Annotated in this window: 16 protein-coding genes; all 16 read right to left on the bottom strand. The window is 26.5% G+C overall.

Annotation, left to right across the window (positions count from 1 at the left end):
* Positions 1-19: 19 nt before the first annotated feature.
* Positions 20-1,219, bottom strand: coding sequence for an aspartate kinase (gene dapG, locus GOQ29_RS10260; protein ID WP_203372561.1), 1,200 nt, complete (start codon positions 1,217-1,219; stop codon positions 20-22).
* Between the two features lie 73 nt (positions 1,220-1,292).
* Positions 1,293-1,565, bottom strand: a complete 273-nt coding sequence (locus tag GOQ29_RS10265) for a YlmC/YmxH family sporulation protein (RefSeq protein WP_203372562.1) — start codon at positions 1,563-1,565, stop codon at positions 1,293-1,295.
* Positions 1,566-1,670: 105 nt separating this feature from the next.
* Entirely contained in the window at positions 1,671-2,951 is a 1,281-nt protein-coding gene (locus GOQ29_RS10270) for a M16 family metallopeptidase (protein WP_203372563.1), read from the bottom strand.
* A 54-nt stretch (positions 2,952-3,005) separates the two neighbouring features.
* Complete coding sequence (locus GOQ29_RS10275; protein ID WP_203372564.1) at positions 3,006-3,716, bottom strand: polysaccharide deacetylase family protein; 711 nt, start codon at positions 3,714-3,716, stop codon at positions 3,006-3,008.
* Between the two features lie 133 nt (positions 3,717-3,849).
* Positions 3,850-5,943, bottom strand: coding sequence for a polyribonucleotide nucleotidyltransferase (gene pnp, locus GOQ29_RS10280; RefSeq protein WP_203372565.1), 2,094 nt, complete (start codon positions 5,941-5,943; stop codon positions 3,850-3,852).
* A 97-nt stretch (positions 5,944-6,040) separates the two neighbouring features.
* The gene (gene rpsO / locus GOQ29_RS10285) at positions 6,041-6,307 is read right to left on the bottom strand and encodes a 30S ribosomal protein S15 (protein WP_203372566.1); all 267 of its coding nucleotides are present in this window, start codon (positions 6,305-6,307) and stop codon (positions 6,041-6,043) included.
* Between the two features lie 117 nt (positions 6,308-6,424).
* A complete protein-coding gene (locus tag GOQ29_RS10290; protein WP_203372567.1) occupies positions 6,425-7,336 on the bottom strand; it encodes a bifunctional riboflavin kinase/FAD synthetase in 912 nt (303 codons plus the stop codon).
* Between the two features lie 12 nt (positions 7,337-7,348).
* Positions 7,349-8,239, bottom strand: a complete 891-nt coding sequence (gene truB, locus GOQ29_RS10295) for a tRNA pseudouridine(55) synthase TruB (RefSeq protein WP_203372568.1) — start codon at positions 8,237-8,239, stop codon at positions 7,349-7,351.
* Positions 8,240-8,243: 4 nt separating this feature from the next.
* The gene (locus tag GOQ29_RS10300) at positions 8,244-9,206 is read right to left on the bottom strand and encodes a DHH family phosphoesterase (RefSeq protein ID WP_203372569.1); all 963 of its coding nucleotides are present in this window, start codon (positions 9,204-9,206) and stop codon (positions 8,244-8,246) included.
* Entirely contained in the window at positions 9,199-9,564 is a 366-nt protein-coding gene (gene rbfA, locus GOQ29_RS10305; protein WP_203372570.1) for a 30S ribosome-binding factor RbfA, read from the bottom strand. Before rbfA ends, GOQ29_RS10300 begins: the two co-directional genes overlap by 8 nt.
* Positions 9,565-9,584: 20 nt before the next feature.
* Entirely contained in the window at positions 9,585-11,567 is a 1,983-nt protein-coding gene (gene infB / locus GOQ29_RS10310; protein WP_203372571.1) for a translation initiation factor IF-2, read from the bottom strand.
* 22 nt (positions 11,568-11,589) lie between these two features.
* Positions 11,590-11,901 carry a L7Ae/L30e/S12e/Gadd45 family ribosomal protein gene (locus tag GOQ29_RS10315; protein WP_203372572.1) on the bottom strand — a complete coding sequence of 104 codons (312 nt, stop codon included), beginning with the start codon at positions 11,899-11,901 and terminating at the stop codon, positions 11,590-11,592.
* A complete protein-coding gene (gene rnpM / locus GOQ29_RS10320; protein ID WP_203372573.1) occupies positions 11,888-12,157 on the bottom strand; it encodes an RNase P modulator RnpM in 270 nt (89 codons plus the stop codon). Before rnpM ends, GOQ29_RS10315 begins: the two co-directional genes overlap by 14 nt.
* Before the next feature lie 10 nt (positions 12,158-12,167).
* On the bottom strand, positions 12,168-13,226 hold the full coding sequence (nusA, locus tag GOQ29_RS10325; protein ID WP_203372574.1) for a transcription termination factor NusA: 1,059 nt from the start codon (positions 13,224-13,226) through the stop codon (positions 12,168-12,170).
* Positions 13,227-13,242: 16 nt separating this feature from the next.
* Positions 13,243-13,704 carry a ribosome maturation factor RimP gene (rimP, locus tag GOQ29_RS10330; RefSeq protein WP_203372575.1) on the bottom strand — a complete coding sequence of 154 codons (462 nt, stop codon included), beginning with the start codon at positions 13,702-13,704 and terminating at the stop codon, positions 13,243-13,245.
* A 148-nt stretch (positions 13,705-13,852) separates the two neighbouring features.
* Positions 13,853-18,133: a PolC-type DNA polymerase III gene (locus tag GOQ29_RS10335; protein WP_203372576.1), complete on the bottom strand. Its 4,281-nt coding sequence runs from the start codon at positions 18,131-18,133 to the stop codon at positions 13,853-13,855.
* Positions 18,134-18,141: the final 8 nt, after the last annotated feature.

Here is an 18,141-nt window from a genome sequence, read left to right on the forward strand (position 1 = left end):
AAAATAGACTTATATAAGTCTATTTTTTACCTAAATTAAATTCTTTATGCAATGATTTCGTTGCCTTAATAGTATCTTTAGTTTTTACTAATATCCAGATAGAAGAATGGGAATCAGAAGTTTGTAGTATTTGTATATTTTCTTTATATACACTCTTTAATATTCTAGACATAATACCAGGAATGCCTTTCATTTTATGACCTACTATGCTTATTTTACAACAATCTCTATTTAATGAATAGTTATAGCCATTTTCAGATAGAATTTTTATAGCTAAAGTTACATCCTTATCATCAATAGTAAACATATTTGTTTCTAAAGAAATACTAATTAAATCAATACTAATATTGGATTTTGTAAATAAATTTATTAATTGTTGTATATTTTTATTATTTTTTTTATTATTAATAATTATTTGAGTTTTTCCATCTTTATATGTAATAGAATTAATTATCTTTGGCATATTATTTTTTGCTTTCTCACGTCTCAAAACTATAGTGCCCTTTGAATTATTTAAAGTATTTCTAATTTTAATTTTAATATTACTTCTTTCTGCAATTTCAACTGCTTTAGGATGTATTACTTTAGCTCCATTTTCGGCCATATTATATAAATCTTCATAACATATTTCATCTATAACTTGTGCATCTAATACAATTCTAGGATCAGCAGTCATAATACCATCTACATCCGTATATATTTCTACAAATTCAGCTTTTAATGCTTCTCCTAATAAAACAGCTGTAATATCACTTCCACCTCTACCTAATGTTGTTATATCTCCTTTACTTGTAATACCTTGAAATCCTGTTACTACAATAATATTATCATTAGTTAGTTTATTGAGTATATTATCTTTATTAACAGATAAAACTTCTGAATTCCCATAATTCTCATCAGTAATTATTCCAGCTTGACCTCCAGTTAACGCTTGTGATTCAAAACCTTTTTGATTTAATAAGTTTGATAATACTACTGATGAAATTATCTCACCACATCCCATAAGCAAGTCCAAATCTCTTTTATTGCTATATTTAGTTTTAATTAATGATAAAAGAGAATCAGTTGAATAAGGATCTCCTCGTCTTCCAATTGCAGATACTACCACGACTATATTATGTCCTTTCTTTTTTTTCTCGATTATTCTTTCTACTACTCTTTTCCTTGAGGCTTCATTTCCTACTGATGTACCTCCAAATTTTTGTATAACTATACTCATTATTTCACCTCATTATTTCAATATTAATATATAATATGCAATAATATTGAAATTGTGAAATATTATATTTAATTTAATAATCTAATTCTATGATTATCATATCATTACCAATTTTTCTAATTGTATTCCATGGTATATCTATTTCTTTTTTTTCTCCAAAAAGTTTAAATTGACTTCTATTATCAGGCACTAATAAAGAATGTATTTTCCCAGTTTTTTCATCAATTAATAAATCTGAATCAGCTATAACTCCTAAACGACCTCCATTATTAAGATTTACTATTTCTTTACCTCCTAATTCACTTAATGTAACAATCTTTTGACTTCCTATTTCATAAATAGACATTTTTACACCTCCTATATATTATATGTTGAATTTTTTGAAGTATTCATTATCAATTATGATAAGATTTTATATGATATGAATTATTTAAAAGAAACTCCTAAATATTTAGGAGTTTCTTTTAAATAATTCATATAAATCTTTTTTTGTTTTATTAGAATCTTTCAGATTTCCAATGTATGCAATATTCATTTTATCATAATCAAATATCTCATTAATTAATTTATCAATTGATTTCTTATTTACTTTATTAATTTTATTAATTATTTCTTTCGATGTATCAACTTTCCTATTTAATAATTCTGATTTACCGTAAAAACTCATTCTGCTTGATGTACTTTCTAATCCTAATATATAATTGCCTTTTAGCTGTTCTTTTGATTTATATATTTCTTCTGAAGTAAAACTATTTTTTTTAATATTATCTATTTCATTTAATATTATTTCTGATAAATCTAATATATTATTTGGATTTAAACCAGCATATATTGTAAAAGTACCTGTATCTTTGTAAGTAGAAGGATATGAATATATTGAATAAGCTAATCCTCTATCCTCTCTTATTTTTTGAAATAATCTAGAACTCATACTTCCTCCAAAGATATTATTTAAAACCAATAACGAATATAAGTTTTTAGATGATTGATTAACTCCTTCTAATCCTAAACATAAATGTAATTGTTCTGTTTTTTTTGATCTTCCAACAAGACTATCTTCTATAAAAGGCATATTAATATTTCTTGAAATTTTATTTCTAGTCATTTTTAAACTTCCAAAATTTCTTTCTAAAGATTCTAATAGATTTTTTTCATTAATATTACCAACCACAGAAATCACTATATTTTCAGGATTATAATGATTATGAAAATATTCTAAAATATCTTCTCTCGTTAAATTTCTTATACTTTTTTTGCTTCCTAATATAGGATAAGATAGTGGATGATTATTAAATAAAATTTTTGATATTAAATCATGTACTAATTCTTCTGGTGAATCTTCATACATATTTATCTCTTCAATAATTACACTTTTTTCTTTCTCAATTTCCTTATTATCGAACTCAGAATTAAATAACATATCTTGTAGTATATCAATTCCTAAATCAATATAAGAATCTAATATTTTAATATAATAGCAAGTACATTCTTTACTAGTAAAAGCATTTATTTGTCCACCTACACTATCAATTTCATCAGCAATATCTTTAGCAGAACGTTTTTTAGTTCCTTTAAATAACATATGTTCAATAAAATGAGATATACCATTATTATTTAAACCTTCATATCTTGAACCTGCTTCAACCCACAAACCAATAGAAACTGATCTCACATAAGGTATGTTTTCCGATACTACTCTTATTCCATTAGACAATTTAAATTTATTATACACTAATCCCTCTCTCCTAAACTATAATGATAACTTAATTATAATAAAGAAAAAAGTTTATTTCAATACATCTGATGCTTTTCCTACATTAAGTCCTTTATTTTTTAATTCTTTTATTATAATCGGTAATGCTTTAATAGTTTCTTCTTTTGGATGCATAAGTACTATAGAATTTTTTTTGCTTTTTTGAATAACTCTTTCTATTATCTTATCTTTATTACTATCATTTCTCCAATCAATTGTATCAACTGACCACATTATTATTTTATGATTTTGCTCCATAGAAGCTTTAATAGTATTATCATTATAATCTCCTGATGGTGGTGCAAATAATAAAGGCTTCTGTCCAATAATTTTTGCTATAATATTATCCGCTTTTTTTATTTCATTTAAATTTATTTCATAACTAAGATCTCCATAATTTCTATGTAAATATCCATGACTACCAATTTCATGTCCTTTTTCAGACATTAATTTTAAAAGATTTGGATTATTCTCAGCCCATTTTCCTGTAACAAAAAAAGTTATTTCTACGTCCTCTTTTTCAAATATCTCTAACATATCTGGAATTAATTCTTCTCCCCAATCTACATTGCAAGTAAATGCTACCATATTATCTTCAGCATTTCCTTCGTAATAAATATTATCTTTATTATTAAATGTTTTCACAGCAGCATTCCTTGAAAAGAGAAATCCTAATACAAGTAAAACAATCAATATTATTAATAAAATATAAATGTTTTTATACTTTATATAATAGATCTTCATAGCTATCCCTCCATTAGTTTTATATTATATTAATATTCATAATTTAAAAAATTATAATAAATATATTAAAACTAATATTATTTTGCCTTATTATAGACAATAAAAAAAGACATAAAACTTATTGCTTTATGTCTTACTTATCATCTTTTGTTTCTGGTAAAGCATCTTTTCTAGATAAATTTACTCTTCCTTGTTTATCAATATTAGTAACTTTAACAAGAACTTCATCTCCTATAGATAATACATCTTCAACTTTTTCTATTCTTTCTTTAGCAATATTTGAAATATGAACTAATCCTTCTTTACCAGGTAATACTTCAACAAATGCACCAAATGGCATTATTTTAACTACTTTTCCTAAATATATTTCATTTACCTCTATTTCTTTAACTATATCGTTAATTAACTCAATAGCTTTTTTCCCCATATTCATATCCTCTGATGCTATTAATACTTTACCATCATCTTCGATATCTATTTTTACTCCAGTTTCATCAATAATACTATTAATAGTTTTTCCACCTGGACCTATAATATCCCTTATTTTATCAGGATCCACTTTCATAGTAAGTATTCTAGGAGCATAAGGAGACAATTCTTCTCGAGGTTTTGATATAACAGCATTCATTTTATCAAGAATATAATTTCTTCCATCCTTAGCTCGTTTTAAAGCTTCTGTTAATATTTCTCTATCAATACCCGAAATCTTAATGTCCATTTGAATAGCCGTAATTCCATCTTTAGTACCTGCTACTTTAAAATCCATATCTCCTAGAAAATCTTCCATTCCTTGAATATCACTTAAAACTGTTACTTTTTCTTCTTCTTTTATAAGTCCCATTGCAATTCCAGCTACATTATCTTTAATAGGAACGCCAGCATCTAATAATGCTAAAGTACTTCCACATACACTTGCCTGTGATGATGAACCATTTGAACTTAATACTTCAGAAACCAATCTTATTGTATATGGAAAATCATTTATACTTGGTATTACAGGTTCTAATGCTCTTTCTGCTAATGCACCATGCCCAATTTCTCTTCTTCCTGGTCCTCTTAAAAATCTAGCCTCTCCAGTACTATAAGGTGGAAAATTATAATGATGCATATATCTCTTAGATTCTTCTTCTCCTAGACCATCAATTATCTGAACATCACCAGCAGCACCTAAAGTTGCTACAGTTAATGCTTGAGTTTGACCTCTTGTAAATAATCCCGAACCATGAGTTCGAGGAAGTAATCCAACCTCACAAGATATAGGTCTTATTTCATCAATTTTTCTATTATCTGGACGAATACCATCTACTGTAATCATCTTTCTTACTTGCTCTTTTATTATGTCATATAGAACTTCATCTACATCCTTAATATTTTCTGGATATTTTTCTTCAAAATATTCTTTAGTCTCTTCTTTAACTTTATCCATATTTTCTTTTCTTACAATCTTATCTTCAATTTTAATTGCATTAATCATTTTTTCTGTAGCATATTCTTTAACTTCTTTTTCAATTTCTTCTTCTGCTAAAAATACTTCATAGTCAGCTTTTTCTTTACCAATTTCTTCTCTAATCAATTCAATAAATTTACAAATACCTTTTATCTCTTCATGAGCTGTTAATATTCCTTCTAACATAGTTCCTTCTGATACTATATTAGCTCCAGCTTCTACCATCATAATGGCTTCCCTTGTACCTGCAACAATTAGATTAAGATCGCTTTTTTCTCTAGCTTTACTATCAGGATTTATAATTAACTTATCATCTATTAAGCCAACTGACACTCCACCTATTGGTCCATTAAAAGGAATATCTGAAATAGTTAATGCTATTGAAGATCCAATCATAGCAACAATATCAGGTGTACAATCCTGATCTACGGATAGTACTGTAGCTATAACTTGTACGTCATTACGATACCCTTTCGGAAATAGTGGTCTTATAGGTCTATCTATAAGTCTTGAAGTAAGAATAGCTTTTTCACTAGGCCTTCCTTCTCTTTTAATAAATCCTCCTGGTATTTTTCCTACAGAATATAATTTCTCTTGAAAATCTACGCTTAAAGGAAAAAAATCTATACCTTCTTTAGGAGCTTGTGATGCTGTCGCAGTCACTAACAAAACTGTATCACCATATCTTATTAAACATGCTCCATTGGCTTGTTCAGCAACCTTACCTATTGTAACACTTAGTTTCTTCCCGGCAAGAATATACTCAAATGTTTTCTCCATGTTAAACCTCCTTATGTTTTATAAACATATAATTAATATTTCAATATATTATATGCAATATATTAAAAATAATAGAGCGAGGTCATCCCCGCTCTTATTATTTCCTTAATCCAAGTCTTTCAATTAAATTTCTATATCTATCTAAATCATTTTTCATTAAATAATTTAAAAGACCTCTTCTTTTACCAACCATTTTTAAAAGACCTCTTCTTGAATGATGATCTTTTTTATGTTCTTTTAAATGATCATTTAATTCATTAATCCTATGAGTTAGTATAGCAATTTGTACTTCTGGAGACCCAGTATCTCCTTCATGAGTTTTATATTCCTCAATAATTCTTGATTTTGTTTCTTTACTTATCATTTGAATACCTCCTAATTTTCATATAATCCTAGCTCCAAGAATAACGCCGAGGTAACGATATCCATAGAACAAGGCTAATAAGTTTATTTTAACATACTATTATGTTCATGTAAATAATTAATTAGATATACTATTTACATCTAATTTTAATTGTTTAATCAATTCATCTTTAGATTTAAATTTAATTATATCTCTAATATATTTTATAAAATTTATTTCTATATTTTCACTATATATTTCTTTATTAAAATTCAAAATGTACGTTTCAACAGATATATCTCTTTCACATTCAAAAGTTGGATTAATACTTATACTTGTTAAACTTTTATATTTATGTGAATTATATATTGTTTCAGTTTCATAAACACCTTTTTTAGGTAATATATAATTACTACTCAATTGAATATTAACAGTTGGAAATCCCATACTTCTACCTCTTTTTTTACCATGAATCACTTTACCTTCTAGAGAAAAATATCTATCTAAAAATTTACTAGCTCTTCGAACATTACCTTCAGAAATAAGCTTTCTAATGGTTGTACTACTTACGACATCACCTTTATATTTTACTGGTGATACTATATCAACCTTAAATTCATATTTTATACCTAATTCTTCAAGTAATCTTGTAGTTCCTTTACCTTTATAACCAAATCTATAATTGAATCCTACTACAATTTTTTTAACATTTAAATTATCAATTAATATATTTTTTACAAATTTTTCAGGTGCTACTTTCATAAATTCAATACTAAAAGGAATCATAATTAGATAATCTATTCCTAATTTTTGAAACATTTTAATTTTCTGGTCATTATTAATTAATAATTTAGGTTCATTTCTGTCAGAAATAATACTAGCGGGATGATTACTAAAAGTAAAAACTAAACTTTTTAAGCCTTTTTCTTTACTTTCTTTTATAACATCCTCTATTAATGCTTTATGCCCTCTATGAATACCATCAAAGCTACCTAAACATATTACAGTTTCATCTTCTATTTTATTATTAATATTTTCAATAATTCTCATTAGACTTCACCTTCACACTAATACTTTATTCATTTTAAGTATAGTATCATCATTATTTTCTACTATATTTCCTATTCCAATAAATACTTTATCACAATAAATCTTATATTCAACATTCATCTCAAAATCATCTACATTTAATCTTTTTGTACTTATCTTTAATCCATTTGTTATATGTTTATAAAAATGTTTACTTATATTTATCTCCTGCATAAATTCTAAAGGATAATCTATAGGTAAAATAAAATTAAAATTATTTAATCTTGCTCTATCCTGTATTTGTTCTATTGTATATGCTGAATCTAATTTAAACATCCCTACTTCAAGTCTCTCTAGAAATGACATATGACCATATGTTCCTAACTTTTCACCTATATCATTACATAAGGTTCTTACGTATGTCCCCTTAGAACATACTACATCAAATATTACCTTATTTTTATACATATTAATTATATTAATTTCTTCAATAAATATCTTCCTACATTCTCTTTCTATAACTTTTCCTTCTCTAGCCAATTCATATAATTTCTTACCATCTTTTTTAATCGCTGAAAACATTGGCGGAATTTGATTAATTTCTCCCTTAAAATTTTTTATTACTTTAATAATTTCTTCTTCATTAACAACTTTATCAGAAGTGTTAATAATTTTTCCATATTTATCTTGTGTATCTGTAGCAGAACCTAATGTTAATTCTGCTCTATATTTCTTATTTCTATATTGTATATATTTAATAATTTTAGTTCCTTTACCAATACAAATCGGAAGAACTCCAACAGCATTTGGATCTAATGTACCTGTATGACCGACCTTTTTCATATTAAGAGTTTTTCTTATAAAATTAACAATATCATGAGAAGACATTCCTGTAGGTTTTAATACATTTATTATACCATTCATAAAATCACCTTAATCGTTTGATTACTTCTTTTAATGTTTGTTCCTTAGCAAAATCAATATTTTCTTTAATAGTACATCCAGCTGCCCTAATATGTCCACCGCCATTAAATACTCCAGCAACCTCAGATACATCTAAATATTTTTTTGATCTCAAACTAATTTTTACTTTGCTATTGTTGATTTCTTTTATAACACAAGCTACCTCTACAGATTCAATATCTCTTATGAATTCTACAATTCCATCAGTATCTTGAGATGAAGCATTAATATTATTCATCATTTTTTCAGTAATAATAATAACTCCTATATTATTGTTACAATAAAACTCTAATCCTTTTAAACTTTCTATAAAAATATTAGTTTTTTCAATAGACCTGTTTTGATATATTTCCTGTATAATTTGATTCTTATCTATATTAAACTCTAATAATTCTGCAACAACTCTATGAGTTTCAGCCTTAGCATTATCATATTTAAAGCTTCCTGTATCAGTTGATATAGCAGTATATAAAGCTGTAGCTATATTTTTATCAATTTTTAAATTATTTTCTTTTATAATATTAAAGACTATTTCTCCTGTAGAACTAGAATCACTTTCTACTATATTAATATATCCAAAACCACTATTAGAAACATGATGATCTATATTGATTATTTTTTTAAATTTATCAATATAATTATAAAATTCACCTATTCTAAATATGTCTCCACAATCTAAAGTTATTAATACAGAATCTTCTTCTATATCCCCTATATTATCAATATCTATAAGAGTATCAACATTTTTTAAAAAATTAAATTTTGTAGGAATTGCATCTGATTTTAATAACACAATTTTATTCATATATTTATATTGTAATGAAGTCCCTAATGCCAATAAAGAACCAATACTATCTCCATCCGGATTAATATGAGAAATTAGATAGATCTTCTTTGATCTATCTAATTCTCTAATTATATTATTCATTATTTTTCTTTCCATTTTCTTTGATACTATCTATTAATTTTGATATATATATACCATTTTCAATAGATTTGTCTAAATTAAATTTGGGCTCCGGTATATATCTCAATTTTATTCTTTTACCTATTTCTCTTCTTATAAATCCAGATGCACTTTGCAAAGCCTCTATAGTAGATTCCCTTTCTTTTTCATTGCCTAATACAGATATATATATATTAGCGTAACGAAGGTCATTAGTTACTTCTACCTCTGTAATAGTTGTCATACTAGACATTCTTGGATCTTTAATCTCTTTAATGATTAATTCACTTACAATCTTTTTAATTTCTTCAGATATTCTTGATATTCTTTTTGAACCCATCTAGTTCACCTTCCTCAATATTACTTCTTGATTTCTTCCATAATATAGGATTCTATTATATCTCCTTCTTTAATATCATTATAATTTTCGATTCCTACACCACCCTCATATCCAGAAACTATTTCTTTAACATCATCTTTAAATCTTTTTAAAGATGAAATATCACCTTCGTGAATTACAATATTATCTCTTAATAATCTAACATTAGAATTTCTTGTTACTTTACCATCTAATATATATACACCAGCAATTGTTCCTATATTTGGCACTTTAAACGTAGCTCTAACTTCAGCTCTTCCTTGCACAACTTCTTTATATTCTGGTTCTAGCATACCTTTAATAGCATCTTCAATATCTTCTATTGCTTTATATATAACTCTATAAGTTCTAATATCAACAGATTCCCTTTCAGCTAAATTAGTTGCAGATGCAGTAGGTCTTACATTAAAACCTATTACAATAGCATTAGATGCAGTAGCCAACATAACATCACTCTCTGTTATAGCACCTACTCCTCCATGAATTGGATTAACTTTTACTTCCTCATTACTTAATTTAATCAGAGCTTCTTTTACAGCCTCAATTGATCCTTGTACATCGGCTTTAATTATTATATTAAGATCTTTAACTTCTCCGATTTTTATTTGATCAAACAATTCATCAAGGGAAATATTTTGTTTCGATTTAATCTGCTCTCTCTTAATCTTATCTTTTCTATCATCTGCAATTTCGCGAGCCTTTTTATCATTTTTCGCTGCATATAATTTATCACCAGCTTGCGGAACTTCAGATAAACCTAATATTTCTACTGCAGTAGATGGACCAGCTTTTTTAACTCTCCTACCTTGACTATCTATCATTGCTCTTACTCTACCACTAGCTGTTCCAGCAATTATTGAATCACCTATTTTTAAAGTTCCTTTTTGAACCAATACAGTAGCTACAGGACCCCTACCTTTATCTAATTCCGCTTCTATTATAGTACCTACAGCCTTACGATTAGGATTAGCTTTTAATTCACTCATTTCAGCAACCAATGTTATCATTTCTAAAAGTTCATCTAGTCCTTTTTTATTTATAGCAGACACTGGTACTGTGATAACATCTCCACCCCAATCTTCAGAAACAAGACCATATTCAGTTAACTCCTGCTTAACCCTATCAGGATTTGCTTCTAACTTATCCATTTTGTTAATAGCCACTATTATAGGTACATTAGCCGCTTTAGCATGATTAATAGCTTCTATAGTTTGTGGCATTACTCCATCATCTGCAGCAACTACTAAAATTGCTATATCAGTTACTTGTGTACCTCGAGCTCTCATCGCAGTAAAAGCTTCATGACCAGGTGTATCTAAAAATACAATTTTATTACCATTTATCTTTACTGTTGAAGCACCTATATGTTGAGTAATTCCTCCTGCTTCTCCTTCAGTTACATGACTTTCCCTTATTGCATCTAATAAAGATGTTTTACCATGATCAACATGACCCATTACTGTAACTACAGGTGGCCTTAATACAAGATTTTCTTCATCATCTTCATAATCCAATTCTTCGCTATCCTCATCTAGAGATTTTATCTCTTCTACACCATAACCATATTCATCAGCAATTAACTCAATAGTGTCATAATCTAATTCTTGATTTATATTTGCCATAATACCTAGAGTTATTAATTTGCTTATCAATTCATTATTATTTATAGATAATTTTTCTGCTAAATCTTTAACAGTGATTGTATTTTCTATTTTTATAATTTTTTCATTTTTTTCCTCTATTATATCTTCACCCTCTATATTTTCATTTTCTACATTTCCATTTTTATTTATATCACTATTTGATTTATTTGATAATAATTCCTTTAAAATATTTGACTCATCATCATCAACCGTACTCATATGGCTAGATACTTCTATATCTAAATCTTTCATTTTATTCATTAATTCTTTACTAGTAATATTTAATTCTTTTGCTAACTGATAGACTCTTTTCTTTGTCATATCACATTCACCCCCTATAAAATTAGGTGATACATTTAATCTTTATTTTTAATGTATCAGAGAATTTCTTATCACATACAGCTATAATTGATATATAGTGTCTTCCCAAGGCTTTACCCAAAGTTTCTTTATTTCCATAAACAAGAAATTCTATATTATTCGTTTTTGCCAACTTATTAAATTTTTTCTTAGTATTATCTGAAGCATCTTCAGCTAATATTATTAAATTACATTTTTTTGATTTTATAGATTCTTCTGTTTTATATTCACCAGCTTTAACAATATTTGCTTTCTTACCAATACCCAAAAAAGAAATCAAATCATTCATTTTCATATAACTCCTCTTTTAATGTATCATATATATCATCTGAAACATTAGCTTTAAAAGTTTTGTTTAAAGCTTTAGTTTTAAATAATTTATTTATGCATTCATCAGTATTACAAATATATGCACCTCTACCGTTTGCTTTCCCGCTTCTATCTATAAAAATTCTATTTTCTTTATTTTTTACAATTCGTATTAAATTTTTTTTTTCTTTTCTCTCATTGCAAACAATACATTTTCTAAGAGGAATTTTTTTAGTTTTCATACTATCACCTCTAACAATCTAAATTTTCATAATTATCTTCTTGATTTTGACTTTCACTTTTAATATCTATTTTCCAACTTGTTAATTTTGCAGCTAATCTTGCATTCTGTCCTTCTTTTCCTATTGCTAAAGAAAGTTGATAATCAGGAACAATTACAGTAGCATTCTTCTCTTCTTCATTTACATCTACTTTTAAAACCTTAGCTGGACTTAAACTATTCGCTATAAATTCACCAGGGTCATTACTCCAATTAATTATATCTATCTTTTCTCCATTTAATTCATCTACAATTACCTTTACGCGACTTCCATTTTGTCCTACACATGCACCTACTGGATCAACATTTTCATCATTTGAATGTACTGCTATTTTTGTTCTAGAACCAGCTTCTCTAGATATACTATATATATCTACGATTCCTTCTTGAATTTCTGGTACTTCCAATTCAAAAAGTCTTTTTACTAATCCAGGATGGCTTCTAGATAATAATATTTGAGGTCCTTTTGTAGTTTTCTTTACTTCAATAATATATGTTTTAATTCTACTATTATGATTATATGTTTCACCTTTTATTTGTTCAGAAGGTAATAATACACCTTCCGCTTTACCTAAATCCACTAAAACATTATTGTTTAATTTCTGAATTACACCTGTTACTATCTCATTTTCTCTATTAATAAATTCATCAAATATTATATCTCTTTCTGCTTCTCTTATGCGTTGTACAACTACTTGTTTAGCAGTTTGAGCTGCAATTCTCCCAAAATTTTTAGGTGTAACTTCAATTTTTATAATATCTCCCACTTCATATTTAATATCTATTTCTTTAGCATCTTCCAAAGAAATTTGTAACAAATTATCTTCTACATCATTAACAACTTCCTTTTGAGCATATACATTAACATCGCCAGTATTATTGTCTACTAAAACTTCTACATTTTGTGAAGAACCAAAATTTCTCTTATAGGCTGAAATTAATGCTGCTTCTATTGTCTCAATTAATATATCTTTAGAAACCCCTTTATTTTTTTCTATTTCTTCTAACGCCTGAATAAAATCGGCTTTCATCCCCATTTGACCTCCTTTAAAATTTTATAGCAAGATTTATTTTTGCTATATCACTTCTATTCAATTTAATAATTTCATCTTCAATATTTAAACTAATACTATTTTCATCAAAATCATTTAATTCACCTATAAATTTTTTTGAATTATTAACTGGTTTATATAAACTAACTTCAACATCTTTTTTTAAAGCCCTCTTAAAATCTTTATCTTTTTTCAAAGGTCTATCAATACCTGGTGATGATACTTCTAAGAAATAATTTCCTTCTATAGGATCTATTTTATCAATTTTTTGACTTGCAATTTGACTAAAATCCTGACAATCATCTATTGTTACACCACCTATTTTATCTATAAATACTCTTAAGTACATATATGGACCTTCTTTAACATATTCTATATCAACTAAATCAAATTCCATATCTTTAGCTACTGGTTCTAGTAAATTAAATACTAATTGTTCAATTTCTTTTTTTGTCATATGCATTCACCTCCAAAATTCCTTACTAATATTTTATCTAAAATTACAATTATTAATACAATAAACTAAAATTAAAGAGTGGGTCTCCACCCACTCTTTCTAAAACAGATTTATATTAATTTAAATATATCACATAAATTAATATAAATCAAATACTAAATAAATCTAATTGATTACTCTCAGACATTCCATCTAAACATCCATGAATTCTTAATGCTTCTATTACAGTTTTAGAAATCTTACTTCTTTTAATAATATCTTCTACAGATAAAAATTTCCCATTTTTTCTAGATTCAACTATGCTCTTAGCAGCATTTTCTCCAACTCCTTGCAATGATTTTAAAGGAGGTAATATCCCATCTTCCTTTATAATAAAGACATCACTGTCAGATTGATAAAGATCAACTCTATTGAAATTATATCCTCTTGCATACATTTCCAAAGCAACTTCTAATACTGTAAGTAAATTTTTTTCCTTAGCAGTTTTATTATTACCTAAATTTTCTAACTCCTGAATTTTATTTTTTATAGTCTCTTTCCCTTTAGTAATTAATTCTGCATCAAAATCATTTGCTTTCATAGTAAAATATGTAGCATAAAAAGCTTCAGAATAATGAACTTTAAAATATGCTATTCTAAAAGACATCATAACATAAGCAACAGCATGAGCTTTAGGAAACATATATTTAATTTTTTTACAAGATTCAATATACCATTCTGGAATATCATTATCTCTCATATATTCTTCTTCTTCTTCCGTCAAGCCTTTGCCTTTTCTAACTTTTTCCATTATCTTAAATGATCTTTTTTTATCTAATCCATTATATATCAAATACATCATAATATCATCTCTAGTACAAATAACCTCTTTTAAAGTTGTTATACCGTTGATTACTAAATCTTGAGCATTATTTAACCAAACATCTGTACCATGAGAAAGACCACTTATACGAACCAATTCTGCAAAAGTAGTAGGTTGGGTATCTAATAACATCTGAATTACAAATCTTGTACCAAATTCTGGAATTCCAAAAGATCCAGTTTTACAATTTATATCTTCTGGCTTAATATTTAATGATTCGGTTGATGTAAATATTTTCATAGTATAAGGGTCATCTAAAGGAATTTTTTGTGCATCTACTCCAGTTAAATCTTCAAGCATTCTTATAATTGTAGGAGTATCATGTCCTAGAATATCTAATTTAAGAATTCTACCACTTATAGAATGATAATCAAAATGGGTTGTTATTACTCCTGTATCTGAATTGTTTGCTGGATATTGAATTGGAGTAAAATCATAAATTTCTTTATCTTGAGGTACAACCATAACTCCTCCAGGATGTTGACCAGATGTTCTTTTTATTCCAGTACATCCTTTAATCAATCTATTAGTTTCTGCTCTATTTAACATTAATTCTCTTTCTTCATAATATTTTCTTATAAACCCATATGCGGTCTTATCTGCTATAGTACCTATAGTTCCAGCTCTATATACATGTCCTTTACCAAATAATTCTTCTGTATGAGCCATAGCAACCGTTTGTTCTTCACTTGCAAAATTTAAATCTATATCAGGTTCTTTATCTCCTTCGAATCCTAAAAATACTTCAAAAGGAATATCAAAACCATCTTTCTTATAATTTGTACCACACTTAGGACATATTTTATCTTCCATATCTACTCCTGAACCAACAGAACCATCCATAATAAATTCACTATTTTTACATTTTGGACATACATAATGAGGTGGCAATGGATTTACTTCAGTAATATCACTCATTGTGGCCACAAAAGAAGAACCTACAGATCCTCTTGAACCTACTAGATAATTATCTTCAAGAGATTTTTTAACAAGTTTATGTGAAATAATATAAAGTACAGCATATCCATTACTAATAATAGAGTTTAATTCTTTATCTAACCTTTCTTTTACAACTTCAGGTATTGGTTTACCATAAATACTTTCAGCTTTTTTATAAGTCATTTCCTTTAAATCTTTATCAGAACCTTCAATTACCGGAGGAAAAGTACCATCAGGTATAGGTAATATATCATCAAACATATCAGTAATTAAATTTGTATTTTTTATAACAATTTCTTCTGAAACTTCTTTTCCTAAATATGAAAATTCTTCTAACATTTCATTTGTAGTTTTAAAATATAATGGAGCTTGATTATCAGCATCTGAAAAGCCCTTACCAGACATTAATATTCTTCTATATATTTCATCTTGTGGATCTAAAAAATGAGCATCTCCAGTAGCAACAACAATTTTATTATATTTCTTGCCAAGTTGATATATTCTTCTATTAATATTTTTTAATTCTTCTATATCCTTTACCATTCCATTTTCAATTAAAAAATTATTATTACCTAAAGGTTGTACTTCTAAGTAATCATAAAAACTTATAATCTCTCTAATTTCTTTACTAGATTTGTTTCTTATAATAGCTCTATATAATTCTCCTGCTTCACACGCAGTTCCAATAATTAATCCTTCCCTATATTTATTAAGAAGGGATTTTGGTATTCTTGGTTTCCTGTAAAAATAATTAATATGGCTTTCCGATACAATTTTATATAGATTTTTTAATCCCTTATAATCTTTTGCGTATATTATAATATGATATGAATCTTGAGATTTATAATTTATATTACCACTAAAAAAAGTATTTATATCTTCTAATTTCATCACATCTTTTTCTTTTAGTTCTGAAATCATCTTTAATAATATCTCTGCAGTTGCCTTTGAATCATCTACTGCTCTATGATGATTTTCTAAACTTATATTTAAGTATTTAGCTATTCTATTTAATTTATGACTTTTTAAATTTGGATATAATTCTCTAGCAAATTGAAGAGTATCTAATACAGGATTAGATAAAGTTATTCCTATATCTTTAAAATTTTTAGATATAAAACCCATATCAAAAGAAGCATTATGAGCTACCAATACTCCTTCACCTATAAATTCTTTGAACTCTGGCAAAATATTATCTATTGTTGGTTTGTCTTTAACCATTTCATCAGTTATTCCTGTGAGTTCAATCACTTTTTGAGGAATCTTTTTTTCTGGATTAACAAGCTGACTAAAAGTATCCACAATTTCATTATGTTTAATTTTCACAGCACCAATTTCAGTAATTCTATCATTATTTGGTGAAAACCCAGTGGTTTCTATATCAAACACAATATACTCACAATCTATATCTTGATCTCTAGAATTAATAACAATTTGTTTTGAATCATTAACTAAATAACCTTCTACTCCATAAAGTAATTTTATACCATGTTTTTTTGCTGCAGCCATTCCATCAGGAAATCCCTGCACAACACCATGATCTGTAATTCCTATTGCTTTATGTCCCCATTCCTTAGCTCTCTTTACATATTCACTTATATTAGTCATACCGTCCATATCACTCATTTGAGTATGTAAATGTAATTCTACTCTCTTTTCTTTAGAACTATCTTTTCTTTTTGAAATATAAGAAGTTTTAATACCTTTCCCCATCATAACTAATTCCTTTGAAAAACTATCAAATACTATATCTCCTGTAATAATATATGCAGAACCTATCTTCAAATTATCATCTAACATTTCTTGTTGTTTCTTATTAGCAAAAAATTTAACTTGAATAGAATTGGTGAAATCTGTAAAATTTATCATGTAAATTTTTTTATTATTTTTTATATCTTTTATTTCAATATCAAAAACTTCACCTTTTACTGTTATAGTACCAGAATTAGTATTTATTGTTTGTATTTCTACTATTTCATTTCCTACTTTTTTTCCATAAATATATTCACTTTTTTTATTAGTATTTTTAGTATTATTCATTTTGGAAGATTCAGTATTAATTTTCATACTTTTCACAATATCTTTTTCCGCTAATTCCTTACGTTGATAATGTTCATTAAAATCATGTGATTTATTATTTGAAAGTAACATTTTAACTTCTATATCTATATTAAACTCTTCTTTTATTTTCTTTTTTATTATTTTATTAACTTTTTTATTCAATATTGCTTGCATAAATAATTCATCTTCCGTTTCTAAAATTAAAGTATTATCTTTTATTGTTCTTTTTATATTGTTAATCCAACCAGTACTTGAAGGTATACATTTTTTTATTATATAAATTACATTTTCCCAATATTTCTCAACAATTAAATTTATATCATTTTTTTCTATTTCATATTTCATATTAATATTCACTTTTTCTAAATTTGGCAATATTTTTTTAAAAGATGATTGTAATAAACTAATTTGTTTATAATTAATAATTTCTTTACTTTTCAGTATTATAGTTATGAGTTTTCTATTATTATTTAAATATACTTTTTCAATCATTGATCCCTTTAAATCTTCACTACATTCAATATTATGTTTATCTACTAAAAATTCTAGTTTTTTTATCTGTATCATTTTATAAA

Source organism: Anaeromonas gelatinilytica, from assembly GCF_016820635.1.
Taxonomy (GTDB): Bacteria; Bacillota; Clostridia; order Tissierellales; family SIT17; genus Anaeromonas; species Anaeromonas gelatinilytica.

Bases quoted from the DNA above. Each gene is read 5' to 3' on its own strand.
- GOQ29_RS10275 (WP_203372564.1), bottom strand. From the start codon at position 3,716: ATGAAGATCTATTATATAAAGTATAAAAACATTTATATTTTATTAATA.
- GOQ29_RS10300 (WP_203372569.1), bottom strand. From the start codon at position 9,206: ATGAATAATATAATTAGAGAATTAGATAGATCAAAGAAGATCTATCTA.
- GOQ29_RS10335 (WP_203372576.1), bottom strand. From the start codon at position 18,133: ATGATACAGATAAAAAAACTAGAATTTTTAGTAGATAAACATAATATT.
- GOQ29_RS10290 (WP_203372567.1), bottom strand. From the start codon at position 7,336: ATGAGAATTATTGAAAATATTAATAATAAAATAGAAGATGAAACTGTA.
- dapG (WP_203372561.1), bottom strand. From the start codon at position 1,219: ATGAGTATAGTTATACAAAAATTTGGAGGTACATCAGTAGGAAATGAA.
- nusA (WP_203372574.1), bottom strand. From the start codon at position 13,226: ATGAAAGCCGATTTTATTCAGGCGTTAGAAGAAATAGAAAAAAATAAA.
- GOQ29_RS10265 (WP_203372562.1), bottom strand. From the start codon at position 1,565: ATGTCTATTTATGAAATAGGAAGTCAAAAGATTGTTACATTAAGTGAA.
- pnp (WP_203372565.1), bottom strand. From the start codon at position 5,943: ATGGAGAAAACATTTGAGTATATTCTTGCCGGGAAGAAACTAAGTGTT.
- rbfA (WP_203372570.1), bottom strand. From the start codon at position 9,564: ATGGGTTCAAAAAGAATATCAAGAATATCTGAAGAAATTAAAAAGATT.
- truB (WP_203372568.1), bottom strand. From the start codon at position 8,239: ATGAATGGTATAATAAATGTATTAAAACCTACAGGAATGTCTTCTCAT.
- rpsO (WP_203372566.1), bottom strand. From the start codon at position 6,307: ATGATAAGTAAAGAAACAAAATCAAGAATTATTGAGGAATATAAAACT.
- rnpM (WP_203372573.1), bottom strand. From the start codon at position 12,157: ATGAAAACTAAAAAAATTCCTCTTAGAAAATGTATTGTTTGCAATGAG.
- rimP (WP_203372575.1), bottom strand. From the start codon at position 13,704: ATGACAAAAAAAGAAATTGAACAATTAGTATTTAATTTACTAGAACCA.
- GOQ29_RS10315 (WP_203372572.1), bottom strand. From the start codon at position 11,901: ATGAAAATGAATGATTTGATTTCTTTTTTGGGTATTGGTAAGAAAGCA.
- infB (WP_203372571.1), bottom strand. From the start codon at position 11,567: ATGACAAAGAAAAGAGTCTATCAGTTAGCAAAAGAATTAAATATTACT.